The following is a 23,016-nucleotide window of genomic DNA, read 5'->3' on the forward strand; positions in this document are numbered from 1 at the left end:
CGGCCTCACCTGGTTCCTGTCCAACCCTCCCGAGAGAAGGCTCCCGTTCCCGGCGACCGCTTCGCTCCTGCCCGCTTTGCCTCGCGGTCCAGCAGGGCCGCCTGGGGTGAACAGCTGGGACAACCGCCTAACCGGACTCCGCGGTCGCCCCTCCCAACCAGACCTCTCGGTGGTCCTCGGCGAAGCGGGCAAAGGGGATGGGCGGGCGGCCCAGCGCGGCCTGCACGTCGCCGGTCAGCCGGGCGGCGAGGCCCAGGCGGGCCACGGTGTACTCCGCGAGCATGAAGAGGGCCAGCCCGCGCGGGATGCCCCACCCGGTCACGGTCCGCACGAAGGTGACGGGGTCAGGGCTGACGTGCCGCACCGGGCGGTTCAGGGCGACCCCCAGCAGATGCCCCATCTCGGTGAAGGTCAGGGCCTGCGGTCCGGTGAGACTCCAGGCGCGGACCGCCGGGGCCGTGAGGGGCCGGGCCAGTTCGCGCCCGGCGACGGCGGCCACGTCGCGCACGTCCACCACGCTGGTGCGGCCTTCGCCGGAGGGGATCAGCAGTTCGCCCCGGCGGACCTCGGGCGCGTGGATGCCGGTCAGGTTCTGCATGAAGTACCCCGAGCGCAGCAGCACGGCGTCCAGGCCCGACGCCTCCAGCGCCCGCTCGATCCGGCGGTGGGGCAAGAAGGGCAGGCGCTCGGCCCCCAGGATGGACAGGAAAACCACCCTGCGTACCCCCTCGGCCCGCGCCGCCGCGAACAGCCGCTCCAGGTCACCGACCCCGGTGCCGGGCGGCCACATGGCGAAGAGGACCGCCACGCCCCGCAGGGCCGGGGAGGTCGCCGGGTCGGTCACGTCGAAGCGCACCGGACGCACGCCGGGAGGCAACGTTGCCCGCTGCGGATCGCGGACGGCGGCCCACAGTTCGGCCCCGGTCGGCGCGAGCTGCCGCACGATCTCTCCGCCCACCCGGCCCGCCGCGCCCATCACGAAGACCGGGCCGGGCCAGCCTCCCGGCGCGGGCAGGGGCGGCAGGACCGCGCCCTCCATCAGTGGCTCACCGCCGGGGCCTGCCGCACCCAGCGGCCCTCCCGCAGTTCGCGCAGCATGAAGTCCGCCACGCTGGCGCGGGAGACGAAGGGGCCGATGTCCCCGACCAGGCCCACTTTCAGCGGTCGAATCGGCCCGTCGCCCAGCCGGGGGGCACGCACGACCGTCCAGTCCAGCGGGCTGGCGGTGATCGTCGCCACATGGGCCTCGGCGTCACGCAGGACGCCAGGCTGCAGGGTCGCCAGCGCCCGGCGAATCAGGCGGTCGCTCAGCTTGGGGCGGTCGCCGGGCTGCCGCACTCCGGCGCCCGTGAGCGTGATCAGGCGCGAAAGCCCCAGCCCCGGCATCACGGCGACGAGGTGCCCCGCCGCCTGCGCCATCACGCCCGCCCCGTCGCCGCGTACCGGGCCGAGGGCGCTCAGGACCGCGTCCGCGCCCTCCAGCAGCCGGAACACGTCGTCGGCGTTGCGGGCGTCGCCGGGCACCGGGAGCAGGGCCTCGGCGCGGCGGTGCAGCCGCTCCGGGTCACGGGCGAGGACCCGCAGCGCGTGGCCCTGGGTCAGCGCCTGGTCGATCAGCAGGCGGCCGGTGCGCCCGGTGCCCCCCAGCAGGGCCAGCGTCGTCCCGGCCCCCAGCGTTTCCGAAAGTCCAGCCGTCATGGCCCCACGCTAGAGGGCACCTTGCCCCGCCGGAAAGGGAGGCGGCAAGGTGAAACCCGGTATCCTCTGGGAAAGTCACCGGCCCAAAAGCAACCGGCCCAGGAGGCACCATGAAATACGGCAACGCGGCGGTCCGGCGCCCCGAGTGCGGGGTGGAGCGCACGATGGACGTGCTGGGTGGGCGCTGGACCACCCTGATCGTGCGTGAACTGCTGGGGGGAACCCGGCGCTTCAGCGAGCTGCGCCGCGCCCTGGTCCGCATCTCCCCCAAGACGCTGACGGCCCGGCTGCGCGACCTCGAAGAGCGGGGGGTGCTGACCCGCACCGTGTACGCCCAGGTCCCGCCCCGCGTGGACTACACCCTGACCCCGCGCGGCGAAGCCCTGGGTGAGATCATCGCCGCGATGGCCCGCTGGGGAAGTGCTGAGGAACTGGGGGCCGGAGCGGACGCTGGCCCGAGCTGAGCGGCCCTCAGTCCAGCAGGACGGGCGGCTTGGGCCACGCGAACCAGAACGTCGCCCCCTGGTCCGGTTTGCCCTCGGCCCAGACGCGCCCGCCGAAGCGTTCGCACAGCCGCCGCACGGTGACCAGCCCGACCCCGGTGCCCTCGTAGCTGCGCGAGGGGTGCAGGCGGCCGAACAGGTGAAAGAGGCGGTCTTTCTGGCGCATGTTGAAGCCCGCGCCGTTGTCCTCCACGCCGATGTGGTACTCGGTGTCCGTCTCGCGCACCCGCAGGTGGATGCGGGCGATCTCGCGGCCCTTGCTGTACTTCAGGGCGTTGGCGACGTACTCGTCGAGAATCACAAACAGCGCCTGACTGTCGCCCTGCACCGTGGGCAGCGGGTCGTGGGTGATATGGACATGGCGGTCGGCCATCATCGGCTGGGCGTGCTTGAGGACCTCCCGGAGCACCCGTTCCAGGTCCACCCGGCGCAGCCCGAGCCGCATTCGGCGCATCTGGAGGTAACGGTCGACCGAGGCGAGCAGCGCGATGATCTGCTGCACGGCCCGCTCGCTCTGGAGCAGCGGCCGGGCGACCGCTTCCGGCACCTCCTCGCCCAGGGCGCGCCGGGTCAGTCCCAGGTAGTTCATCGCCCGCGCGACCGGAAGCTGTAGTTGCTGCACGACCACCGTGACCACGCCCTCCAGTTCCTGCTGGGCGGCCCGGAAGCGCGTGGCCCCGGCCTGCAGTTGGGCGTCCTGACTGGCCGCCGTGTCGAGCAGGCTGCGGTGCGCCTCCTTGTAGGGCGTGATGTCGGTGACGATCAACCGCAGCGGCCCTGGCCCACTGCCCGGTGCCGGGGCGGCGAGGTCGAGCAGCACGTCCAGCAGGGTGCCGTCGGCATGCAGCAGCTGGGCCTCGGCGCGCGCCCGCGGCGCCGGCCCGCCCGCCTGCCCCAGCAGCCACTCGAAGGTGCCCTGCCCTCCTGGGGACAGGAACCGCGCGAATGGCCGTCCCCGCAAAGCCTCGGCCCCATACCCCAGCAGGGTGCAGGCCGCCGCGTTGGCCTCCTGCACCCGGCCCTGTGAGTTGAGCAGCAGGTAGGGCGCGGGCGCCTCGCTGAACAGCGTCAGGGCGTGTTGCCAGGCCTCGCGCTCGGCCTCAAGAACCTGCACGCGTTGCTGGAGGTCAGTGGTCGGGTCATGCGGCATCGCCCCGGCAGCCTAGCGGAAGTGCGGGCAGCCAACAGTTTGCGTTGGCGGCGGCCGAACTAAGGAGCCTGTTCTCATTTATTACTCATTAAATGAGAAGCCTGGGGTGTGTGTTAGACGAGAAAGTTTCATGTCGAGTCTTCAGACCTTACAGCACCCCTGGAAAAGCGGACCAACCGACACCGCGCACCTCATCAACGCCTCATCACATGTGACAGACGTGTGATTGGAGAATTTCTAAAACTCTGCTCGCACGTTCAGGAACGGCGGCTCGGCGTCGCCGGTTCCATCCTCCCTCCCCTCACGATGCAGAAAGGAGTTGATATGGCCCTCTTCGGCAACCTGCAAGACCACGCGCTGACCGATCTGCTCAAGGTCCTCGCCGTTCAGACGGGCACGCTCTACTTCCACGAGGCCTACCACAGCCGCACCCTGGAACTCACGGTCACGCGGGGTCAACTCCGCGCCCTGTACCTCGACGGCTTTCCGGTGATGGACAGCGAGCGGGCGCGGGAGATCCTGCGCGAACTCGCGGCGCAGGGCCGCGGAGCCTTCGAGTTCCAGCGCCGGGAGCAGGCCGCCGGAGCGCTGCTGTTCTACGACCTGCCGCTGGCTGGCGTGCTGGAGGCCGAAACGGAGGTCGCCCCCGAGCACCTGCCGCACGCCGAGACCCGCTTCGTGGCCGTGTCTGGCACCCTTCCCGTGCCCGCGCCGCTGGCCGGAGCGTGGGCTGTGCTGCGCCCCGCGCTGGAGACGGGAGCGAGCGCTGCCGAGCTGTCCCGGCAGGTGGGTTGGAGCGAGCAGGACGTGCAAACGGCACTCTACCGCTTGCGAGGCGCGAGCCTCGTCACGCCGCTGCGGGCCGCCGCCGCCCCGGCGGGACCCGTCGCCACCCTGGAGGCCGCGCCCGTTCCCGCCGTCTCGGCACCCCTGGTTCAGCGGCTGCTGGGCGCCCTGCGCCGCCTGGGTGGGGGGGCACGGGCATGACTGCACTCTCCAACTCCCTGTCCTCCCAGGCCCCCCTCAAGCTCGTGGTGTCCGGCCCGGTCGGGGCGGGCAAGACCACCTTCGTACAGACGCTCTCGCAAACCCCGGTGGTCGCCACCGAGGCCGAGGCCAGCGAGGACATCGGCAAGACGAACACCACCGTCGCCTTCGACTTCGGCACCCTGCACCTCGGCGGACACGACCTGCACCTCTACGGCACCCCCGGCCAGGACCGCTTCAGCTTCATGTGGGAGGTGCTGTGCGAAGGCGCCCTGGGGCTGGTGCTGCTCGTCGCCGGGGACCGCCCGCAGGACTTCGCGCACGCCCGCAGCATCCTCGATTTCATCACCAGCCGCATCCCGGTGCCCTTTCTGGTCGGCGTGACCCGTCAGGACCAGGACCGCGTGTGGGACCCGGCCGACGTGGCGCTGTACTTCGGGCTGCCCCAGGAGCAGGTCGTGGGGCTCAACGCCACTGACCCCGCCCAGGCCCGTGACGTGCTGGCGCTCCTCCTCGAATCCACCCTCTCGTCTCAGCCCACGTTCGGCTGAAGTCCCAGGAGACCCCCATGACCGCGATTCTCAGCAAGCAAGACCGCCTCAACGCCTCCCTGACCAATCTGCGCACCTCCATGCCCGAACTGCGCGGCGCATTGATCGCCACCGTGGACGGCCTCCCCATCGCGCAGGCGATGAGCGACGGCACCGACGCCAACCGCGTGGCCGCGATGGCCGCGACCGCCCTGGGCCTGGGCAAGCGCATCAACGACACCCTGGGCTCGGGCCAGCTCACCGACATGAGCGTGAGCGGCGCTTCCGGGCAGGTCTACATCTACGCGGCGGGCACCAAGGGCGTGCTGGCCGTGGTGACGCCCCCCGGCATGAACCTCGGCCTGCTGCACATGGAAGCCCGCGACACCGCCCAGGACGTCGCCAGCATCCTGTAAGGCCCCTTTTCCCAGCCACCTCGCCCGCCTCCCTCTATCCCCGCTCTGCCAGGAGACCCCCATGACTGCAACCGCCACCCAGCCCCTGCGCCCCCTTGTCGGGGACTTCAACTCCATCGTCTGCTTCAAGGCCGTGATCGTCGGCGTCGAGGACACCCTCGGCGAGGACGGCGCCGCCGTGGTCTTTACCCGCGCGGGCAAGGTGCGCGGCCGCAACCTCGCCAGTGACCTCGGCGTCGCGGGCAGCAACGTGCCGGTCGAGCAGATCGCGCCCCTGCTGGACGCCGCCATCGGCAAGAACGGCACCTGCCTGGCCGCCGTCACCCGGTCCTACCAGCAGGGCGAGGACATCGTGATCGAGACCCAGGACACGGCCTGCTCGGCGGGCGAGCCGCTGGGCAGCGACCGCAAGTGCACCTTCACGCTGGGGGCCGTCTGGGGCGCTCTGGAGGCCATCACCGGCCAGACGTACCTGGGCGAGCACACCGAGAGCGTGCTGCGCGGCGGAAGCTGCGACAAGTTCGTCTTCTCCCCCCTCTGACCCCGCCCGGCCTGCTCCCGCCCCCCGCCGGGGACCGTGGGAGGGGGCCTTGTCCTGCCCTAGTCCTGCCGCCTCCACTCGAAAGGTTGCTTCCGCATGCCGCTGTGCCCGACCGCTTCCCTGCCTGCCCCCCGGCCCCACCACCCAGCCCCGCCGCCGCCCCCGCTGGAGCGGCCCGGCTGGCGGTGTCGCGCCTACCGGGGGGTGGTCGACCGGGCCATCGGCTGGCCGCCCACCGCGCACTCGGGGCGGGTGGCCTGCCTGGCGGGGGCAGTGGCCCAGGACCTGGGGCTGTCCCCCGCGCAGATTCGGGAGGCGTACCTCGCCGGGCTGCTGCACGACAGCGGCAAGCTGCTCGTTTCCCGGCAGGTGCGGCGCAAGGCGGGGCCGCTTGACCCGCGCGAGTGGCGGCAAATGCAGCGCCACCCGGTGTACAGCGCGGGCCTCTCGCGGCTGGTGCCCGGCGTGCCCGCTGCCGTCTGGCGGGCGGTGCGGCACCACCACGAGCGGCTCGACGGCAGCGGGTACCCCGACCGCCTCGCCGGGGACGCCGTGCCGCTGCTGGCCCGCATCCTGGCCGCCTGCGACGTGTACGACGCGCTGAGTTCGCCCCGCGCCTACAAGGCCGCGTGGCCCGCCGACGAGGTGTGGGCCGAACTCAGCGCGCACTCGGGGCGCCACTTCGACCCGGCGGTGGTGGCCGCCCTGAGGCGCTGCGTGCCGCAGGGGTCGGCCCTGCAGGCCTAGCCTCCCTCCCCCCGAAAGAGCCGCCCCAGCACCCCCCAGTAGTCCCCCGGCCGCAGCCGCGCGAGCAGGTCCACCGCGCGGGCGTCGTTGCCGACGAGGACGCGGGGGGCGCGGCGTTCGGTGGCCCGCAGGATCGTCTCGGCGGCCTGTTCGGGCGGCATCCGCAGCAACCGGTCCTGGGCGCGGCGCCCGGCCTCGATCTCGGCGGGGCTGGTTCCGGGGGCCACGTCGGCGTGGCGGGCGATGCCCGTGCGGACGCCGCCCGGATGCACCACCGTCACCCCGATGCCGTGCGGGGCGAGTTCGTGGCGCAGCGCCTCGGAAAAGCCGCGCACGGCGAACTTGCTCGCGCTGTAGGCCGCCTGTCCCGGCGGGCCGATGATCCCGTAGAGGCTCGACAGGTTCACGATCTGCCCCCCCAGCGACGAGCGCAGCGCGGGCAGCATGGCCCGGCACAGGGCCACCGTCGCCCCGAAATTGATCGCCAGCACGCGGTCGAACTGCTCCGGCGTGACCTGCTCGAAGGTGCCGCCCAGCGCCACGCCCGCGTTGTTCACGAGCAGGGTGACCCGGCCGTGCGGGCGCACGACCTCATCCGCCAGGGCGGGGATGCCCCCGGTGTGGGCGAGGTCGGAGGGATGGACCGTGACCCGCAGCGCCGGGTACCGGGCGCGGATGGCCGCCGCGACCCGTTCCAGCCCCGGCCCGTCCCGGTCGATCAGGGCGAGGTGGCTGCCCCTCGCCGCCAGCCCGTGCGCGAGCGCCTGCCCGATGCCGCTCGCCGCGCCCGTCACGGCGGCGACCCCGCCCGCGAAGACGTAGGGCCTCACGCGGCGCCCTCCCGCCGGACCAGGGGCCGGGGGCGGGTCGGACTCAGGCGCACCGCGTACTCGCCGGGATCGAAGCGCCGCAGTGCCCGCCGGAAGGCCGCCGCCCGCCGGGGCCAGAGGGTGCTGTTGCGGCCCTGCGCGTCCAGGTAGTAGCTCGTGCAGCCCCCCTGCACCCACACCGACTCCCGCAGCTCGGCCTGCAGGGCGTCGCTGTAGGCAGCCTGCGCCTCCGGACGGGCCTCCAGCGCCGCGAGGTCGTGGCGGTCGAGGTACTCCAGCGCCTGCAACACGTACTCGAGCTGTGATTCGATGATGTACACGATGGAGTTGTGTCCCAGCGCGGTGTTCGGCCCCACCAGCAGGAAGAGGTTGGGAAAGCCCGCCACGGTGGTCCCCCGCAGCGCCTCCAGATGATCGCTCCAGGCATCGGCCAGCGACACGCCCCCCCGCCCGTGAATCAGGCGGGCCATCGGCGGCCGGGTCGCGTTGAAGCCCGTTCCGGCGATCAGCACGTCGAAGGGCCGGGCCACGCCGTCTGCCGTGACGACCTCCGACTCCCGGACCTCGCGGATGGGGTCGGTGACGAGTTCGACGTTGGGCTGCCCGATCGCCGGGTAATAGTCGTCGCTGACGAGGATGCGCTTGCACCCCAGGCGGTAGTCGGGCGTGAGCTTGGCCCGCAACGCCGGGTCCGCGACCTGCGCCTCCAGATGCTTCCGGGCCAGCCCCTCGGCGAGCCGCCCGGCCCGCTCGCTCGTGAAGGTCAGGAAGCGGGCCTCGGCCAGCCCGAAAATCCAGCCGCGTGAGGCCCGTTGCAGGGCAGGCACGCGCCGGAACAGCTCGCGCCGCCGCTCGCTGGTCTCGGCGTCCATCCCGGGCATGACCCAGGGGGGCGTGCGCTGGAAGACGGTGAGCTGCCGGGCCACCTTCTGCACCTCCGGAATGAACTGAATCGCGGAGGCCCCGGTGCCGATCACCGCGACCCTTTTTCCGCCCAGGTCCACCGAGTGGTCCCAGCGGGCCGAGTGGAAGCGCGGCCCGGTGAAGCTCTCCAGGCCGGGAAGGTCGGGCCACCTGGGATCGATCAGCGGCCCGTGCCCGGAGACGAGGACCCGCGCCGCATACTCGCCGCCGCTCGTGCGGATGCGCCACAGCCCTTCCCCGTCGTCCCACTCGGCCCGCTCGACCTCGTGTCCGAAGCGGATGTGGGACCGGAGGCCGAAGCGGTCGGCCACCCCGCGCAGGTAATCCAGAATCTCGGGCTGGCGGGCGTAGCGGTGCGACCAGTCGGGGTTGGGCGCGAAGGAAAAGGAGTAGAGGTCGCTCTTCACGTCGCAGGCGCAGCCCGGGTAGGTGTTGTCGCGCCAGGTGCCGCCGACCTCGTGCGCCCGCTCGAACAGCACGAAGTCCTCGGTGCCGCGCTCCCCCAGGCGCACCCCCATCCCCAACCCTGCGAAGCCGGTGCCGATGATGGCGATCTGGGTACGTGTCACGGCGGCCTGAGTCATGCCTGCTCCTCCAGAAAGTCCAGGACGAGGCGGTTAAAGTCGGCCGCCCGCTCGATCTGCGGAACATGGCCGGTGTCGGGAAAGAGGTGGACTTGGGCGTGGGGATGGATGCGGCGAGCCTCTTCCAGATGGTCGGCGGGCACGATGCGGTCGCGGTCGCCCCAGACGATCAGGGTGGGGAGATTCCGGCCCGCGAGGCCCCCGGCCAGGGTACGGCGCCACTCCGGGTGCAGGCCCCGCCACGCCCCCAGGTGCCGCGCCACCCGCAGAAAGGCCCGCGCGGCGCCGGGCTGCCAACCCAGGTGCTCGGCCCAGCGCACCCGCTCGGGGGTGACGTGCCGGGGATCGTGAAAGAGGCTCTCCACCGTGCGCCGCGCCGACAGGGGGGAGGGCCGCAGCAGCACCTCGCCCAGTCGGGGCACCGTGACGAGGCGCAGGGTGAGGGCCACGCTCTGGCCGAAGCCCGCGCTGCCCACCAGCACCAGCGCCCGCGTCCGCTCGGGGTACAGCAGCGCGAACTGCGCCGCGACCGCCCCGCCCAGCGAGTTGCCGATCAAGGTGACGGGCCGGGTCTCCCCCACCGCGCCGAGATAGTGCCGCACGAACCGGGCCAGCCCCGCCAGCGTGTAGGGCACGTCGGGCTTGTCGGTCAGGCCGAAGCCGATCAGGTCGGGAGCATAGACCGTATGCCGCGCGGCCAGCGGCCCCACCGTCTCCGACCAGTCCTCCAGGCTGCGGCCGATGCCGTGCAGCAGGACGGCGGGCGGCCCGGTTCCCGCGTGGACATGGCGGGTGCGGACGCCGGAGACCTCCAGAAAGGTGGGCGGGGGCAGGGCCGGAGTCGGAGGGGCCGGGGCCAGCCCGGCGGGTGGGGACACAGGTTGCACGGTGGGGGCAGTATAGGGCGCAGCCACCGCCGGGCCGCCTCACTTCAGGGCTTGAAGCCCTGCACGCTCACGGTCAGCACGTACCCGCCGCCCTCCTTCTCCCAGGGGCGGATGCCCAGGGTGCCCAGCGCCTCGCGCCCGTTGAGGTCCCGCAGGCTGTAGGTCACCACCCGCAAGGGGCCGTCGGTGGTGTCGGTGCGGGCCTTCCACCCGGCGGCCTTGAGCTGGGCCGAGTAGAAATTGAAGACCTCGCCCGCTGGGCGGGTGGTGATCACGTGGGCGGAGCTGATGGCCCCGTTGGGATAGGTGGGCGTGAAGCTGCCCTTCACCACCGCTCCCGGAAAGGCCCGCAGCAGCGGCAGGCTGGACTGCGGACGGTAGGTGGGAGCCTTTTTCAGGTTGGCGATGGCCTGCGCGGGCACCACGTTGACGCCCAGCTCGATCTCGGTGCGGCCTTCCCGCTCGACGAGGTTGGCGTTCAGGACGAAGTTGGTGCTCCCCTCGCGGTAGAAGCCCTGATTGCGGGGCGTCTGCTGGGTGGCGAAGCCGATCGGTTGACCGTAGAAGGGCTGGGGCTTCCAGCCGCCCGCCTCCAGGCTCCCTTGCAGCGCCGCGCGGGTCTCCTCGGCGGGGAGGGCGCTGCCCGCCAGGATGCGCCAGTAGACGTAAGCGCCCCCCTGCTGGCGGGTGCGGATGCTGGCGAGGACCTCCAGCGGCGGCCCCAGGCGCAGCGGCAGCGTGCCCGGCACCGCCCCGTAGGTGACCTGGGTGTCGCCACTCGGCCCGGTCATGTTCCGCAGCAGGCGCTCGACGAGCTGCGCCGACTGCGCGGCGGTGGGGGCCGGGGCAGGCTGCGCGAGGACGGGCCAGGACGTGACCCCCACGAGGAGGGCCGCCAGCAGGAGTCGTCTGGGCATGGTCCCAGCATACGCGCCAGGGTCCGGGAGGGGTCATCCGGCGAAAGGTGGACCCGCGTCGCCGGGCACGGCGGGCAGGGTGAAGAAGAAGGTGGTCCCCCGCCCGACCTCGCTCTCGACCCACAACCGCCCGCCGTGGCGCTCGACGATCTTCTTGCACACGGCGAGGCCGATGCCCGTTCCCTCGTACTGCTCGCGGCCGTGCAGGCGCTGGAAAATCTCGAAGATGCGCCCGAAATACTGCGGTTCGATCCCGATGCCGTTGTCGCGCACTCCGAAGCGCCAGAAGTCGCCCTCGCGCTCGGCCCAGACGTGGACTTCGGGAGTCACTCCCCCCCGGCGGTACTTCAGCCCGTTCGAGATCAGGTTCTGCAGGAGCTGGTCGAGCTGCTGCGGGTCGGCCAGGACGGGGGGCAGTGGCCCACGGGTGAGGCGGGCGCCTGCGAGGTCCGCTCCCGTCTCCAGGCGGCGGCGCACCGCGTCGAAGACGGCGCCGCTGTCGACCCGCTCCGGCTCGCGCTGGGTCGTGTGAACGCGCGAGAAGGTGAGCAGGTCGTCCACCAGGCGCTTCATGTGCTCGCCGCTCTCAGCGATCTGGGTGAGGTACATCCGGCCCCGGTCGTCGAGCACGTCGCCGTAGCGGCGCTGGGTCAGCCCGGCGAAACTGGTCATCGCCCGGATGGGCGCTTGCAGGTCGTGCGAGGCGACGTAGGCGAACTGTTCGAGTTCCGCGTTGCTGCGGGCGAGTTCGGCGTTGGTCTGCTCCAGTTCGGCGGTGCGCTCGGCCAAGAGGGCCACGCTCTCGGCCCGCTCCAGCGCGAGGCCCAGGCTGCTCACGACCGTCTCCAGAATGATGCGGTCGGTGTGGCTCCAGGGCCGACCCTCGAAGATCACGGCGATCAGGACGCCGACCACCTCGCCGTGGCGCAGGACGGGCAGCGAGGCCACGGTGCTCACGTGCTGCACCATCTCCTCGGGGGTGTCACTGCCCCGCGCGTAGGCGTCCTGATAAAAGGGCCGCCGGGTCTGCCAGGGCACGTCCACGCTGGGGGTCGCGCCCACCCGCGGCCCGGCGTCGATAAAGGCCTGAAGGGCCGCGTTTCCCACCTCCCCGACCTGCACCCGGTTGCGCCAGTGGTCGCCCCCGCGCTCGTAGTACAGGGCGTAGCCGGGCGGCAGCAGCGAGAGGATCACCTCCTGTGCCCGCCGCACGAACAGGCGGGGATCGCCCTGCGCCGCGAGGTCGCCCGTGAGGTGCGCGAAGCCCTCCAGGGCGCGGGTGCGGGCCGCGAGTTCGCCGTTCCGGCGCTCCAGCAGCGCGGTGGCCTCGGCCCGCTCGAGCGCGAGCTGAAAGCTGCGGCCCACCGCCCGCATCACGGAGCGCTCGTGCTCGGTCCAGCGCCGCGCGGCGCGGGTGCCCACCGCGAGCAGGCAGCGGACCTCGCCCCCGATCACGACGGGCACGAAGGCCCCCGCCCCGTAGTTCACGGTGGTGGACAGGGCATTGGCCTCGGCGTCCCAGCCGTCCACGAACGCGGCCTCGCCGGACGCCACCGCGCGGGCCAGGTTGGGGGCTTCGGCCGGGATGCCCGCCCGGATCTGCGCGACGACCTCGGGGGTCATGTCGTCCGACCACACCTGTGCCCGCCACAGCCCCCCCTCCGGCTCGTAGTAGCCCACGCTGACATGTCCCAGGGTGGTCCGCATGACCCGGACAGCCTGCCGGGCCAGCGCCGCCACGTCGGTTTGGGTACCCACGGCCTCGCTGAAGGCCACAAAGGCGTCGAGCGCCGCCGCGCGGGATTGCAACTCATGGGTGGCGGCCCCGATCCGGCCTTCCAGCTCCATGTTCAGGACGCGCAGCCGGGCCTCGGCCTGCTCGCGCCGCTCCAGCTCGGCCTGCGCGAGTTCGATCAACCGGGCGTTCTCGACCGTCACGGCGGCGAACTGCGCGAGCTGCACGAGAATCTGCTCGTCCCGCGCGGAGAACTCGCCTTCCTCGCGGTCGCTGAGCTGAATCAGGCCGATGTTGCGCCCGCCCTTGCCCACCAGCGGCACTGCCAGCCAGCCGCGCATGGGGGGATGCTGGTCGGCGTGTTGGCCAAAGCCGCGCCACGCCGGATGCGCTTCCAGCTCGGCCTGGGTCAGCCGCAGCGGCCCGTTGACCCGGCACACCAGCGCGTAGATACCGCTCCCGTCCGGGGGCACGGCGTAGTCCTGCCACGCGGCGTACTTGTCGCTGAGAGACACCGCCGTGATCGCCTGCGCCCAGTCCTCGCTGACGGTCAGGCTCACGACCGACTGGTGTGCCCCCACCAGCAGGCGGGCTTCCTCGGTGATGACCTCCAGGGCCGCTTGTAGACCCGGCGCCTGCCCGATCCGCAGCGCCGCCCGCGCCAGCCCACCCACCGGATCGGTGCCCTCCGGGTCAGCGCGGCCCTCCCGCGACAGCCGCCCGAGGTGCAGCGCCGCCTGCCCCGCGAGTGCCCGCGCGAGACGTATCCCGGCCGCGTCTGGCGCCTGCGGCCACGCCAACCCCAGCAGGCCCCGCACGGGTTCCTCCCCGACCTGAAGGGGCAGCAGGGCGGCGCCGCTCCCCTCCAGCAAGACAGGCTCGCGGCGCTGCCACACGGCCCGCAGGGTCGCGAGGTCCGGCCACGCCACCCCGTCTCCCTCCTGGGCAGTGGGCGCCGGGGCGATCTCCTGCTCCCCTCCCGGCACCAGCCACGCGGCGACGGGCACGCGCAGGGCCGCGTGGGCGTGCGCGAGCAGAACCTCCACCACCTCCTGCGGCCGCCTGGCCGCGGCGAGGGCCTCGGCGACGACGAGCAGGAGATCGGTGTGGACGGGGGCGGGCGGACAGACCATACGCGCAGGATACGGTGCCGTTTCCCCGGCGGAGGTGCAGCCTGGGGCGGCGGGGCCGATGCACTAGGCTGTGGGCCTGATGGTCGCCAGATTCGTGCCCGCTGCCCCCCCCGTCCCCCCCCGCCCAGAGGCCCACCTGTGAGCGGCGGCCTCGTCGCGCTGCTCGACGACGTGGCGGCCATCGCCAAGCTCGCGGCGGCGTCGGTCGACGATATCGGGGCCGCCGCCGCCAAGGCGGGCAGCAAGGCGGTGGGCGTGGTCGTGGACGACACGGCGGTCACCCCCCGCTACGTGACGGGCTTTACCCCCGACCGCGAGCTGCCCATCATCTGGCGGATCGCGCGGGGATCGCTGCGCAACAAGGTGGTGTTTATCCTCCCTGCCGCGCTGCTGCTCAGCCAGTTTCTGCCCGGCGCGATCCCCCCGATCCTGATGCTGGGCGGGGCCTACCTCTGCTTTGAGGGCGCCGAGAAGGTCTATGAAGCTGTCAGCGGCCACGAGGAAGGCCACGGGAGCGAGGACCCCGCCGCCCTGACGGGGCAGGCCCACGAGGAACAGATGGTCGCGGGAGCGATCCGCACGGACTTCATCCTCTCGGCCGAGATCATGGCGATCTCGCTCGCGGAGGTGGCCGACCAGACCTTCTGGCTGCGGGCGGCGACCCTGGTGGTCGTGGCACTGCTGATCACCGCGCTGGTGTACGGGGTCGTGGGACTCATCGTGAAAATGGACGACTTCGGCCTGCGGCTGGCGAACGGCGCGTCGGGCGCGGGGCGCACCTTCGGGCGTGGGCTGGTGCGCGGCATGCCCAAGGTGCTCTCGGCCCTCTCGGTGATCGGCACCGCCGCCATGCTGTGGGTGGGCGGGCACATCATCCTCGCGGGGCTGGAGGATTTCGGCCTGGGCGGCCCCCTCCACTTCTTCCACGGTCTCGCCGTGGCGGCGGGGCACGCGGTCCCCTTCGCGCAAGGCTTCGTCGAGTGGCTGGTCGAGACGCTGGGATCGGGCCTGTTCGGGCTGCTGGTGGGCGCCGTGATCGTGGCGGTGCTGCACCTGCGGCCGGGGCGCGGGGCAAAAGCGCACTGAGGTTCGGCCACGCCTGCAGCCGTGGGGAAAACTGAGAAGTTTGCTCGGAACGCCACCTCTGACCCGGACCATCCCCACACCCATGGGGAAAACCGCCACTCGGCGGCGTCTTGGTCGTCGGTGCGCGGACCATCCCCACACCCGTGGGGAAAACGACTGCTTGAGTGGCAGCCCTTTCTTGCCCGTCGGACCATCCCCACACCCGTGGGGAAAACGAAGACGCGCTTGCCGCGCGGCTGGATCCCGCCGGACCATCCCCACACCCGTGGGGAAAACGCGTCCGCTCCGCGTCGTCGGCAAACTCGACCAGTCCGACGGACCATCCCCACACCCGTGGGGAAAACTTACCGTCTGGCTCTCTGCTACCGGCCTGGGACGGACCATCCCCACACCCGTGGGGAAAACTACTCCGAAGCCGTTCAGCACGCTCTGAACGGCGGACCATCCCCACACCCGTGGGGAAAACCTCGTGGAAGTCGCTGGCCTCAATGAAGCTGCCGGACCATCCCCACACCCGTGGGGAAAACTTGTAGGCGTCACTCTGGAGGCTCGCCAGGGGCGGACCATCCCCACACCCGTGGGGAAAACCTCTCGCTGTCGGTGTCCACATCGGCGGGGAGCGGACCATCCCCACACCCGTGGGGAAAACTGCACAAAAACGCTGCCCCGGTAGGCAAGCGTCGGACCATCCCCACACCCGTGGGGAAAACCCGCCGAGTTCGTCGGTATCGTCCTCTTTCAGCGGACCATCCCCACACCCGTGGGGAAAACCTGTCGCCCACGTCAAACCAGGTGTCAGCCCATGGACCATCCCCACACCCGTGGGGAAAACGCCAAGCTGCTCTCCCTGGCCGAGGCCACCGCCGGACCATCCCCACACCCGTGGGGAAAACCCCACCGACCCTGCCCTGCGCGGGCCGGTGACCGGACCATCCCCACACCCGTGGGGAAAACTTCGGGGACGCCGAGGCGGGCGCGGGCGTGAACGGACCATCCCCACACCCGTGGGGAAAACCACCGCCGCGCGGCGCAGGCGTGCATCCTGAGCGGACCATCCCCACACCCGTGGGGAAAACTGCTGTGTGGTGTCAGGTCAGGACCCCCGCCGCCGGACCATCCCCACACCCGTGGGGAAAACGGGTGCTGTTCAGGGTGAGGTCGACCTTCTGGAGGACCATCCCCACACCCGTGGGGAAAACGTAGGCGTCCTGGGCCGATTCGTGGTGGTCACCGGACCATCCCCACACCCGTGGGGAAAACGGGTTGTCCGGGCTCTGCTTGTCGATCACGATCGGACCATCCCCACACCCGTGGGGAAAACATGAACCGCTTGTACCAGAGGCCGGTGTATTCCGGACCATCCCCACACCCGTGGGGAAAACTTCTCGACGGTGAGGGGGTGCAGCGGGGTGATCGGACCATCCCCACACCCGTGGGGAAAACACCAGGCGTCCGCCGGGAATCAGCCGGTAGCGCGGACCATCCCCACACCCGTGGGGAAAACACCACATGCGTGGGGTACACGTAGGCCGAGGGCGGACCATCCCCACACCCGTGGGGAAAACCATTAGAACCGCGTGCTACATGGCGTTTCTCGCGGACCATCCCCACACCCGTGGGGAAAACGGCAGGAACGCCGGAGTACATCGCGGCGGAACAGGACCATCCCCACACCCGTGGGGAAAACCCAACGCTGCTTCCGGTGGCAGGGAGCGGGTTCGGACCATCCCCACACCCGTGGGGAAAACCTCCGCACGGTGGGAGAGGGGGCGCGGGCAGGCGGACCATCCCCACACCCGTGGGGAAAACGTGGGGGCGTGGCTGGACAAGCACGCGCCCGCCGGACCATCCCCACACCCGTGGGGAAAACTGGTACTCGGTCTCTTCCATTACAGCAACAATCGGACCATCCCCACACCCGTGGGGAAAACGGATTGAGGCCCACGCCCTCCGCAGGCTTGAACGGACCATCCCCACACCCGTGGGGAAAACCTGCACGATGCTCAGGCCGTTCTGCGCCAGCCCGGACCATCCCCACACCCGTGGGGAAAACTGCGCAAAAGGGCATGAATATAGTGGCGACAACGGACCATCCCCACACCCGTGGGGAAAACATGGGCGTCGGGATGGACGATGTACGGCGGGGCGGACCATCCCCACACCCGTGGGGAAAACACTTTAGAAACGCGGCCCTTTCCGCTCCTCATCCCCGGAGAAGGCCCCTGCCCCCTCCCCAATTCACATCACAATTTGTCATCGTCCTCTGGAGGGTCGTACTCCTGGGCCAATTCTGCATGACGCGCGTTGCGGACGGCAACGAGCTGGTATCCGTCGAGGCTGACCACCCGCCGGGTCGCGTCGCCGTGGGTGCGGATGACGAAGCCCTGCTCATTGCTGGCACGGTAGACCTGGGTGCAGCGGCCCCGGCGGGTATGCCCCACGGCCTTGTCCCACAGCAGGTCGCGCACGAGGGCCGAGGCGTTGCCCACGTACACCCCGGGCTGGACTTCGATCAGCCAGCGCGAAAGCTCACCGCGCAGGCTCTCGGGGACGGCCTCAAGAGTCATGACCAGCATGGTTCACTCCTCCCGCCGCGTTGCCCTCCGGGTCCCACAGGTCGCCGGGGGCCATCGGCTCAGGGTCGGGGTCGTCGCCGCCCAGCAGGTGCAGCAGGTCGGCGGCCATGCGCTCCAGCAGGCGCAACCGCGTCATGTGGTCGCGCAGGCCGGTGCGGACACGCCTCTCCAGATCGTCGCCGGGGGTGGCGGCCTCGCGGAAGGCAACGGGCAGCACCACCTCCAGCTTGTAGAGGTCGGCCACGTCGTAGACGAAGCTCAGCATCTTGCCGGTGTGGACGAAGCCCAGCGCGGGGCTGTAGCCCATGCTCAGGATCGCCGCGTGCGCGAGGCCATAGAGGCAAGCATTCCCGGCGCTGACCGCCTTGTTCACCGGCGTGGCGCGGTTCCAGTCCTGCTGCTTGTACTGGCGCGTGTCCCACTTGACTCCGTGCGCCCGGCTGTAGCGGGCGTAGGCATCCCGCACCCGTGCCCCCTCGCGCCCACGAATCTGCTGGAGGGTGAGGTCCGGGGGCAGCCCTTCCGGAAAGCGCATCGCGTACATCTGCCGTACCACCCGCAATCGGCTCTGGGGATTGGCCCACAGCAGCGCCTGCCGCTGAAGCCGCGCCGCGCTGCGCGTCTCGCCCAGGCCGCTGGCGTAGAGCCGCACGCCCTCCTCGCCCACCCACAGCAGCGAGCAGCCGGTGTCGGACAGGGCCTTGACCGCCTCGTGGCTGACCGAGCAACCCGGCCCCAGCAGCAGCACGCTGAGGCTGGCCGCCGGGATGGTCACCATGCCCTCCGGGTGATAGGCCCGCACGCCCCGCCCATCTTGCTCCAGGCGGGTGTGGTCGAGGTAGAGATAGGTCGTGCCGTCGCGGAACTTGGGCAGCTCGCGCAGATTCTGCCGCTGCCAGATGATGGCGTTCGAGGTCGGCGGAATGGAGGTGGGATCGGTCATGGAGTACCTCGGTGGGGAGGGGGTCAGCCCGGCCCCAGGCTCAACAGCCCGCAGCCCAGCGCCTTGGCGTGGCCCAGGCCGCCGCACACCGCGCCTTGTAGGGCGGCCGGGTCGGTCACACAGAGGCGACCCTCGAAGGTCACGGTGTGAAGGGTCAGGGTCTGAGCGCCCTTGCGGGTGCGGACGGTGCCGCTGTGGGCGATGTCGGCGGCGAGCAGGTCGAAGCCGTGCTGACCGCCCTGCCGCTCCAGCCATCCGAGCTGCTCGTGCGGGCCGCGCAGGGCGTGGCGGCGACTGCGGCCCCGCTCGTCCAGCTTCCGCACGGTCACATTCGCCCGCAGGCGGAAGCGCAGGGCGCGGCCGGGGGTCAGCGCTCCGGTCAGGTCCACCGCCTTGACCTCCCAGCCCCGCAGCGAGCCGGGATGCCGGGCGTTCAGCGCCTCCCAGTCGGGCGGGGTCAGGCTCTGGACGAGGAGGGTCTCGCGGTCCTCCTGACGCCACAGCAGCCGTTCGCCGTCCGGCAGGGGTGCCCCCTCCACCCCCGCCCCCGGAAAGGCCCAGCGCAGGGTCTGGTGCAGCGCGTAGGGGCTGGCGAGGTCGCGGGCGGTGCGGGGGTCGCGGTCGTCGAAGGTCAGGCGGGAGAGGTGCAGCGGCGTCACGCGCCCACCTCCTCGGGCGGGGACAGCCGCAGCCAGGGGTCGGGTTCCGGGGTCAGGGGCAGCGTCACCGTCAGCACGTCGCGGGACACGTAGCGCCGCCGGGCGAAGGGGCCGTCGGGTACGTCCTGCCGCCGGGAAGGGGACGCAGAAGCTCGCAGGCGTTCGGGCACCGCTTCCCGGTCAAGGACGAGGCGGTAAGGTTCCGCCCAGTCCTCGCGGCGCAGGCTGGGGGCGATCAGCAGCGCCCCCCAGAGGGGCAGGTCCAGCGGGGGGCGGTCGAACAGGGGCAGGCTCGGCACAAAGGCTTTGCGTCCCAGCGACAGCGGCCAGTGCGGATTTTTCAGGGCGGCGTGTAGATCGGCCAGCAGGCCCGCGTCCCCCTCCAGCCCGGCCCAGAACGCGGCGTCCGCGAGGTAGGCGCGGCGGGTGATGTCGGTCCTCGTCTTCGGGTCGCCGGGGCGCAGTTGGGCGGTGTGGTAGTCGCTGGCGGCCACCCCCGCGCGGTCCACCCGCACCCCGAACGCGAGGCGGGTCAGGTGGTCCACGGAGTCGGCCCGGTCGATGCCCAGCGCCGCCGCGCACAGGCCCAGTACGCCCGAGCGGCTGGGTTCGGCCTCGGTGTCGCGGTCGTCGAAGCGGCTGCGCGTGCCCCACGCCTGCATGGGCGCTGCCAGCCGCAGCAGCAGGGTCGCCACCGTCAGGCCCCCAGCGCGTGCAGGGCGTCCGCGACCGTCGCGTCGATCAATGCCGTCACGTCCGGCATCGCCTCCCCGAAGACCTCGTGCCCGCCCTCCCGCGCCACGAAGCGGGCCTGCCCGGCGTCCCCGAACACGCCGTTCTGCCAGCCCATCTCCCCGGCCAGTGCCGCGATACTGGGGGCTAGGTAGCCCTGCCCGCCCTCGGCCCGCACGCCCTTCTCGAAGGCGTTGGCGAGGTTGCGCGGCGAGGTGTTCCGGCGAACCACCTGCACCATCAGCCCCGGCAGGTTGTGTGCGGCGAAGGTGTTCTGTTTGCCCGTCGGCGCGGCGAAGACCGAGGCGTACAGGAAAGCCCGCAAGCCCCGCTCCAGCAGCTCGCGGTCGCCCTGCAGGTTTTCCAGCAGCTTGCCCAGGTCGATGCAGGCGTAGCGGTAGACGGTCGCGCTGGCGAACTCCACCGTGCCCAGCATGTCGGCCCCGGCGTTGTCGTCGGGCTTGAGGTCGTCCACCGCCGTGTAAAAGTCGTACTGCCGCTCGCGCAGGGCGTGGGTGCTGATCGCGTGCGCGACCTGCGCCGCCGCGTCCGCGTTCTTGTCGGGGAGGTCCGCCAGCATCCGCCCGAAGAGGGCCACGTCCACCGCCTTGCTGCCGTTGAGCGCCCCCGCGAGTTGCTTGCCGAGGTCGCCGCCCAGGGTCGCCTTCTTGCTGACCTTCTTCTTGCCGCCCTCCTCGGGCGCGGGGGCTGCCGCCTGGAACTCGGCCCAGTGGGCGCCGATGATGTCGGCCACCCGGCGCAGCTCGTCGCGGCCCAGGAAGAGGAGGTACTGGTTCTTGCCGTCCTTGACGGGCAATCCCAGCCCGCCCAGCGCGAGTTCGGCGGCGGCGCGGCGCTGCTCCCCCGTGCGGCCCTCGCCCGCGAGCAATTCGGCAATCGCCTCGTGCGCCCGCTTGGTCCTGACGCCCATCTCGTCCGGCTGGAGAAGCTGCCGCCCCCCGAAGTCCTGCCGCATCGCCCGCTTGAACGACTGCGAGGAAATCCGCAGCCGCCGCGTGCCACCGAAAAAAGCGTCTTTGGGGCTGCCGGTGTCGTCGCGGTTGAGGTTGCTGGGGGCAAAGTTCTGGAGGTAGTGCAGTTCGAGGAGGGCTTTCATTCTTCGGCTCCTGGGGGGGCAGTGGTGGTGTCGGAGGGGGCGGCAGCGGTGTCCTTCGCCTCTCGGCTGATCTCGCGGTAGAAGTCCTGCGCCCACTGACGGCGCACGCGGTCGCCCCAGTACAGGAGGTCCGTGGTCAGGCGCACCCAGTCGGGCGTCAGGTCCTCGGTGGCGAGCAGGGTCACCGCCTGCCGCATCTGGTAGTTCAGGCCGTCGCGGTCGGCGTCCAGCAGCGCCAGGAAGCGTTTCTCGGTGCTGGGGCGGCTGCCTTGGGCGAGGTAGAGTTTGCCCATCAGCAGGCCGATGGAAGGGCCTTTTTCCGCATCGGTGTTCTCGGCGGGCGGCGTCTCCACCTCCGCCGCGTCCCCCTCGTCCTGCCGGGCCTGGGGCTTGAGGGCGTACAGGCCCGCGACGAGTCCCAGGGCCTCCTTCTGATAGGGTTCCGCCGTGCCATAGCCGGTGCGGGTATACAGCCCCTCCAGCCAGTACACGCCGCGTTCGTCGCCGCTCAGCCCCCGCCGGAGCTGCGCGAGGGAGCCGCGTTCCAGCCGGGAAAGCTCGGCCACGAAGCGGGCGGGGCGGTCATCCGCCACTTGCTTGGTCATGGGGTGTCTCCATTTTTGAGGGTGCCCAGGGCCTTGAGGAGCGGTCCCTGCGATTTCTCTATGGCCCGCAGGCCCACCGCGTTCATCCCGGCGGCTTGCTCAGCGGTGCGCCAACCTGCCCACGCGGCGCGGCTCAGGGCGGCGTGCCAGCCCGCCAGAGCGACTTTCGGGTCCCTGTCCAGCGCCAGCAGGTAGGTGCGGAAGGGGGTGTCCAGCCCGGCCCAGTAGGTCGGCTCGGCGGGAATCTGGGCGGCCAGCTTGCCCACGTCGTCCTTGTGGGGGTCGCGCTCGCCGTCCTTTTTCAGCAGCGCGTGGGCGAGGAGGTGAACCGAGCGGCGCAGGCCCTCGCCCACGGTGCCCGCGTCGGTCAGGGCCGCCTGCACGTGGTCGCGGAACGCCTCCGGGTTCTGGATAAAGGCTTCCGGCAGCGTGTAGGTTTCCTGGCGCATGGCAAAGGCTTTGCCCTGGTCGGTCAGTTGGCCAAAAACGACGACGGGAATAACCGGGTGTGGGGCGCGGGCGTCGGGGGTGCCTTCCTCCTCCCAGCCGTCGTCGGGCGTGTCCTGGGAGGAGGCGGGCTTCGGCCTTCTCGTCTGCCCCAGCCGCTCGGCGGCGGCCAGCATCACGGCGCGGGCGTGCGTGACGGTCTTGGGCGGCGTACCTGCCTTCACCTTCACCCCACCCTTGCGGTCCTCGGACACCTGAGCGGCGGGATCGGGGAGCAGGGCGGTCATATCGCGCCACAGCATCCGCTCTCGGCGCAGTTTGTAGGGAAAGGGTTGCTCGTTCTTGGGGTCGCGGCTGGGGCGTAGGCTGACCATCGGGTCGGTGCCCGTGCCGCTGCCCTCGCCCGCCCCCTCCAGCGGAATCCCGGCGCCGAAGCCGACTGAGCGCACGACCACGCCCTCTGGCGTTTCCTCGGGCAACAGCAGGACGCTGCGGCTCGGCCAGGCGTAACGGCTGGCGTACCCAGCGGCCACACGGGGTTTTTCGGGATCATACCGGGCGCGAATCTGCTCCACGGTCAGCGGCTCCTCCTCCCAGGGGGGCAGGTCCTGCTCCTGCATGGCCGCTGGGTAGGGCACGAGGTTCAGGCAGAGGGTCTGGTGCAGGTTCGCTCCCTCCGCCAGAAAGAGGCCCGCCGTCGCCACCGGAGCCGCCCGCGCCGCCGTGGTGAAGCGTTTGATCAGCCCCCCCAGCGCGAAGGTCTGGTGGGCCACCAGTTGCAGCGCCGCCTGCGCGGGCGTGAGGGCGTCGCTGCGGTTGCCGCCGGGTCGGGCCTCCACGTTGAAGAGGGCGGTCGTGTTCGGGCTGCCCTCCTCGGTGCTGAGGCGGGTCCAGTGGCTGCGGAAGTTCTCGCCCACCACGGCCGGGTCCAGCCCCGCGACCTGCATAAAGGGCTGCGGCCCGAAGAGGCAGAAGCGGTCGGCGTACTGGTCCAGATAGCGGGCCACGTCGTCCGGAAACTGCCCGGCCAGATACCAGTCGGCCCCCTGCTCGGCGTCCCTGGGTCCCCGAAGCGACCGGTACAGGAGGGTCAGATGGAGCCGGTAGAGCGCGGCAGTCTGCAAGGGGTGCCCGGCGTCGATGCGGCAGAAGTCGGCGGCCCGCAGCAGGGAATCCCGCAGGGAGACGTGCCGCCGCTCGCCGCTGCGGGCGACAACAGGAATCCACTCCCTGTCCAGCAGGGAAAAAGTGTCCAACGGTTCACCTCCA

At 71.4% G+C, this 23,016-nt stretch carries 22 protein-coding genes and 1 CRISPR repeat array; of the genes, 7 read left to right on the top strand and 15 right to left on the bottom strand.

What is annotated here, in order from left to right; translation table 11 throughout:
- Positions 1-127: 127 nt before the first annotated feature.
- Both C3K08_RS16290 and C3K08_RS16295 read right to left on the bottom strand, forming a co-directional pair.
- A complete protein-coding gene (locus tag C3K08_RS16290; RefSeq protein WP_104992499.1) occupies positions 128-1,039 on the bottom strand; it encodes an NAD(P)H-binding protein in 912 nt (303 codons plus the stop codon).
- Complete coding sequence (locus C3K08_RS16295; RefSeq protein WP_104992500.1) at positions 1,039-1,698, bottom strand: NAD(P)-dependent oxidoreductase; 660 nt, start codon at positions 1,696-1,698, stop codon at positions 1,039-1,041. Before C3K08_RS16295 ends, C3K08_RS16290 begins: the two co-directional genes overlap by 1 nt.
- Before the next feature lie 110 nt (positions 1,699-1,808).
- On the opposite strand from C3K08_RS16295, the gene C3K08_RS16300 reads away from it, so the two are divergent.
- The gene (locus C3K08_RS16300) at positions 1,809-2,162 is read left to right on the top strand and encodes a helix-turn-helix domain-containing protein (RefSeq protein ID WP_104992501.1); all 354 of its coding nucleotides are present in this window, start codon (positions 1,809-1,811) and stop codon (positions 2,160-2,162) included.
- A gap of 7 nt (positions 2,163-2,169) precedes the next feature.
- On the opposite strand, the gene C3K08_RS16305 is transcribed toward C3K08_RS16300, so the two are convergent.
- Positions 2,170-3,351 (bottom strand): ATP-binding protein, encoded by a 1,182-nt coding sequence (locus C3K08_RS16305; RefSeq protein ID WP_234009288.1) that lies wholly within the window; start codon positions 3,349-3,351, stop codon positions 2,170-2,172.
- A 324-nt stretch (positions 3,352-3,675) separates the two neighbouring features.
- Here C3K08_RS16305 and C3K08_RS16310 point away from each other — a divergent pair, with 324 nt between their 5' ends.
- From C3K08_RS16310 to C3K08_RS16330, 5 genes are all read left to right on the top strand, one after another.
- Positions 3,676-4,338 (top strand): hypothetical protein, encoded by a 663-nt coding sequence (locus C3K08_RS16310; protein WP_104992502.1) that lies wholly within the window; start codon positions 3,676-3,678, stop codon positions 4,336-4,338.
- The gene (locus C3K08_RS16315; RefSeq protein ID WP_104992503.1) at positions 4,335-4,889 is read left to right on the top strand and encodes an ATP/GTP-binding protein; all 555 of its coding nucleotides are present in this window, start codon (positions 4,335-4,337) and stop codon (positions 4,887-4,889) included. The genes C3K08_RS16310 and C3K08_RS16315 overlap by 4 nt, the downstream gene beginning before the upstream one ends.
- 17 nt (positions 4,890-4,906) lie before the next feature.
- Positions 4,907-5,284 carry a roadblock/LC7 domain-containing protein gene (locus C3K08_RS16320; RefSeq protein WP_104992504.1) on the top strand — a complete coding sequence of 126 codons (378 nt, stop codon included), beginning with the start codon at positions 4,907-4,909 and terminating at the stop codon, positions 5,282-5,284.
- 61 nt (positions 5,285-5,345) lie between these two features.
- The gene (locus C3K08_RS16325) at positions 5,346-5,825 is read left to right on the top strand and encodes a hypothetical protein (RefSeq protein WP_104992505.1); all 480 of its coding nucleotides are present in this window, start codon (positions 5,346-5,348) and stop codon (positions 5,823-5,825) included.
- Between the two features lie 96 nt (positions 5,826-5,921).
- Positions 5,922-6,572 carry an HD-GYP domain-containing protein gene (locus C3K08_RS16330; RefSeq protein WP_104992506.1) on the top strand — a complete coding sequence of 217 codons (651 nt, stop codon included), beginning with the start codon at positions 5,922-5,924 and terminating at the stop codon, positions 6,570-6,572.
- Here C3K08_RS16330 and C3K08_RS16335 read toward each other — a convergent pair.
- Genes C3K08_RS16335 through C3K08_RS16355 form a run of 5 tightly spaced genes read right to left on the bottom strand, consistent with a single transcriptional unit; the run spans position 6,569 to position 13,582 of the window.
- Positions 6,569-7,402, bottom strand: coding sequence for an SDR family oxidoreductase (locus tag C3K08_RS16335; protein WP_104992507.1), 834 nt, complete (start codon positions 7,400-7,402; stop codon positions 6,569-6,571). The two genes, C3K08_RS16330 and C3K08_RS16335, sit on opposite strands and share 4 nt — an antisense overlap.
- Complete coding sequence (locus C3K08_RS16340; RefSeq protein ID WP_104992508.1) at positions 7,399-8,910, bottom strand: NAD(P)/FAD-dependent oxidoreductase; 1,512 nt, start codon at positions 8,908-8,910, stop codon at positions 7,399-7,401. Before C3K08_RS16340 ends, C3K08_RS16335 begins: the two co-directional genes overlap by 4 nt.
- Complete coding sequence (locus tag C3K08_RS16345) at positions 8,907-9,797, bottom strand: alpha/beta fold hydrolase (RefSeq protein ID WP_234009289.1); 891 nt, start codon at positions 9,795-9,797, stop codon at positions 8,907-8,909. The genes C3K08_RS16340 and C3K08_RS16345 overlap by 4 nt, the downstream gene beginning before the upstream one ends.
- A 44-nt stretch (positions 9,798-9,841) precedes the next feature.
- The gene (locus tag C3K08_RS16350; protein WP_104992509.1) at positions 9,842-10,714 is read right to left on the bottom strand and encodes a hypothetical protein; all 873 of its coding nucleotides are present in this window, start codon (positions 10,712-10,714) and stop codon (positions 9,842-9,844) included.
- A gap of 33 nt (positions 10,715-10,747) precedes the next feature.
- A complete protein-coding gene (locus tag C3K08_RS16355; protein WP_104992510.1) occupies positions 10,748-13,582 on the bottom strand; it encodes an ATP-binding protein in 2,835 nt (944 codons plus the stop codon).
- A gap of 138 nt (positions 13,583-13,720) precedes the next feature.
- On the opposite strand from C3K08_RS16355, the gene C3K08_RS16360 reads away from it, so the two are divergent.
- Positions 13,721-14,668, top strand: a complete 948-nt coding sequence (locus C3K08_RS16360; protein WP_104992511.1) for a DUF808 domain-containing protein — start codon at positions 13,721-13,723, stop codon at positions 14,666-14,668.
- A gap of 3 nt (positions 14,669-14,671) precedes the next feature.
- Positions 14,672-16,843: direct repeats of the CRISPR family, unit length 29 nt; unit sequence CGGACCATCCCCACACCCGTGGGGAAAAC.
- A gap of 68 nt (positions 16,844-16,911) precedes the next feature.
- On the opposite strand, the gene cas2e is transcribed toward C3K08_RS16360, so the two are convergent.
- From cas2e to casA, 7 genes are read right to left on the bottom strand one after another with little or no spacing between them, the layout of a single operon-like run.
- On the bottom strand, positions 16,912-17,235 hold the full coding sequence (gene cas2e / locus C3K08_RS16365) for a type I-E CRISPR-associated endoribonuclease Cas2e (protein ID WP_104992512.1): 324 nt from the start codon (positions 17,233-17,235) through the stop codon (positions 16,912-16,914).
- Positions 17,225-18,187 (bottom strand): type I-E CRISPR-associated endonuclease Cas1e, encoded by a 963-nt coding sequence (gene cas1e, locus C3K08_RS16370; RefSeq protein ID WP_104992513.1) that lies wholly within the window; start codon positions 18,185-18,187, stop codon positions 17,225-17,227. The genes cas2e and cas1e overlap by 11 nt, the downstream gene beginning before the upstream one ends.
- Before the next feature lie 23 nt (positions 18,188-18,210).
- Positions 18,211-18,846: a type I-E CRISPR-associated protein Cas6/Cse3/CasE gene (gene cas6e, locus C3K08_RS16375; protein ID WP_104992514.1), complete on the bottom strand. Its 636-nt coding sequence runs from the start codon at positions 18,844-18,846 to the stop codon at positions 18,211-18,213.
- The gene (cas5e, locus tag C3K08_RS16380) at positions 18,843-19,541 is read right to left on the bottom strand and encodes a type I-E CRISPR-associated protein Cas5/CasD (protein ID WP_104992515.1); all 699 of its coding nucleotides are present in this window, start codon (positions 19,539-19,541) and stop codon (positions 18,843-18,845) included. Before cas5e ends, cas6e begins: the two co-directional genes overlap by 4 nt.
- A gap of 2 nt (positions 19,542-19,543) precedes the next feature.
- Positions 19,544-20,695: a type I-E CRISPR-associated protein Cas7/Cse4/CasC gene (cas7e, locus tag C3K08_RS16385; protein WP_104992516.1), complete on the bottom strand. Its 1,152-nt coding sequence runs from the start codon at positions 20,693-20,695 to the stop codon at positions 19,544-19,546.
- Positions 20,692-21,300, bottom strand: coding sequence for a type I-E CRISPR-associated protein Cse2/CasB (casB, locus tag C3K08_RS16390; RefSeq protein ID WP_234009290.1), 609 nt, complete (start codon positions 21,298-21,300; stop codon positions 20,692-20,694). Before casB ends, cas7e begins: the two co-directional genes overlap by 4 nt.
- Positions 21,297-23,003, bottom strand: a complete 1,707-nt coding sequence (gene casA / locus C3K08_RS16395; RefSeq protein ID WP_104992517.1) for a type I-E CRISPR-associated protein Cse1/CasA — start codon at positions 23,001-23,003, stop codon at positions 21,297-21,299. Before casA ends, casB begins: the two co-directional genes overlap by 4 nt.
- Positions 23,004-23,016: the final 13 nt, after the last annotated feature.

The organism is Deinococcus sp. NW-56, assembly GCF_002953415.1.
Classification (GTDB): Bacteria; Deinococcota; Deinococci; order Deinococcales; family Deinococcaceae; genus Deinococcus.

Bases quoted from the DNA above. Each gene is read 5' to 3' on its own strand.
- C3K08_RS16325 (WP_104992505.1), top strand. From the start codon at position 5,346: ATGACTGCAACCGCCACCCAGCCCCTGCGCCCCCTTGTCGGGGACTTC.
- C3K08_RS16330 (WP_104992506.1), top strand. From the start codon at position 5,922: ATGCCGCTGTGCCCGACCGCTTCCCTGCCTGCCCCCCGGCCCCACCAC.
- C3K08_RS16320 (WP_104992504.1), top strand. From the start codon at position 4,907: ATGACCGCGATTCTCAGCAAGCAAGACCGCCTCAACGCCTCCCTGACC.
- cas7e (WP_104992516.1), bottom strand. From the start codon at position 20,695: ATGAAAGCCCTCCTCGAACTGCACTACCTCCAGAACTTTGCCCCCAGC.
- C3K08_RS16350 (WP_104992509.1), bottom strand. From the start codon at position 10,714: ATGCCCAGACGACTCCTGCTGGCGGCCCTCCTCGTGGGGGTCACGTCC.
- C3K08_RS16305 (WP_234009288.1), bottom strand. From the start codon at position 3,351: ATGCCGCATGACCCGACCACTGACCTCCAGCAACGCGTGCAGGTTCTT.
- C3K08_RS16340 (WP_104992508.1), bottom strand. From the start codon at position 8,910: ATGACTCAGGCCGCCGTGACACGTACCCAGATCGCCATCATCGGCACC.
- C3K08_RS16310 (WP_104992502.1), top strand. From the start codon at position 3,676: ATGGCCCTCTTCGGCAACCTGCAAGACCACGCGCTGACCGATCTGCTC.
- C3K08_RS16355 (WP_104992510.1), bottom strand. From the start codon at position 13,582: ATGGTCTGTCCGCCCGCCCCCGTCCACACCGATCTCCTGCTCGTCGTC.
- C3K08_RS16290 (WP_104992499.1), bottom strand. From the start codon at position 1,039: ATGGAGGGCGCGGTCCTGCCGCCCCTGCCCGCGCCGGGAGGCTGGCCC.
- C3K08_RS16295 (WP_104992500.1), bottom strand. From the start codon at position 1,698: ATGACGGCTGGACTTTCGGAAACGCTGGGGGCCGGGACGACGCTGGCC.
- C3K08_RS16300 (WP_104992501.1), top strand. From the start codon at position 1,809: ATGAAATACGGCAACGCGGCGGTCCGGCGCCCCGAGTGCGGGGTGGAG.
- casB (WP_234009290.1), bottom strand. From the start codon at position 21,300: ATGACCAAGCAAGTGGCGGATGACCGCCCCGCCCGCTTCGTGGCCGAG.
- cas2e (WP_104992512.1), bottom strand. From the start codon at position 17,235: ATGACTCTTGAGGCCGTCCCCGAGAGCCTGCGCGGTGAGCTTTCGCGC.
- C3K08_RS16315 (WP_104992503.1), top strand. From the start codon at position 4,335: ATGACTGCACTCTCCAACTCCCTGTCCTCCCAGGCCCCCCTCAAGCTC.
- cas1e (WP_104992513.1), bottom strand. From the start codon at position 18,187: ATGACCGATCCCACCTCCATTCCGCCGACCTCGAACGCCATCATCTGG.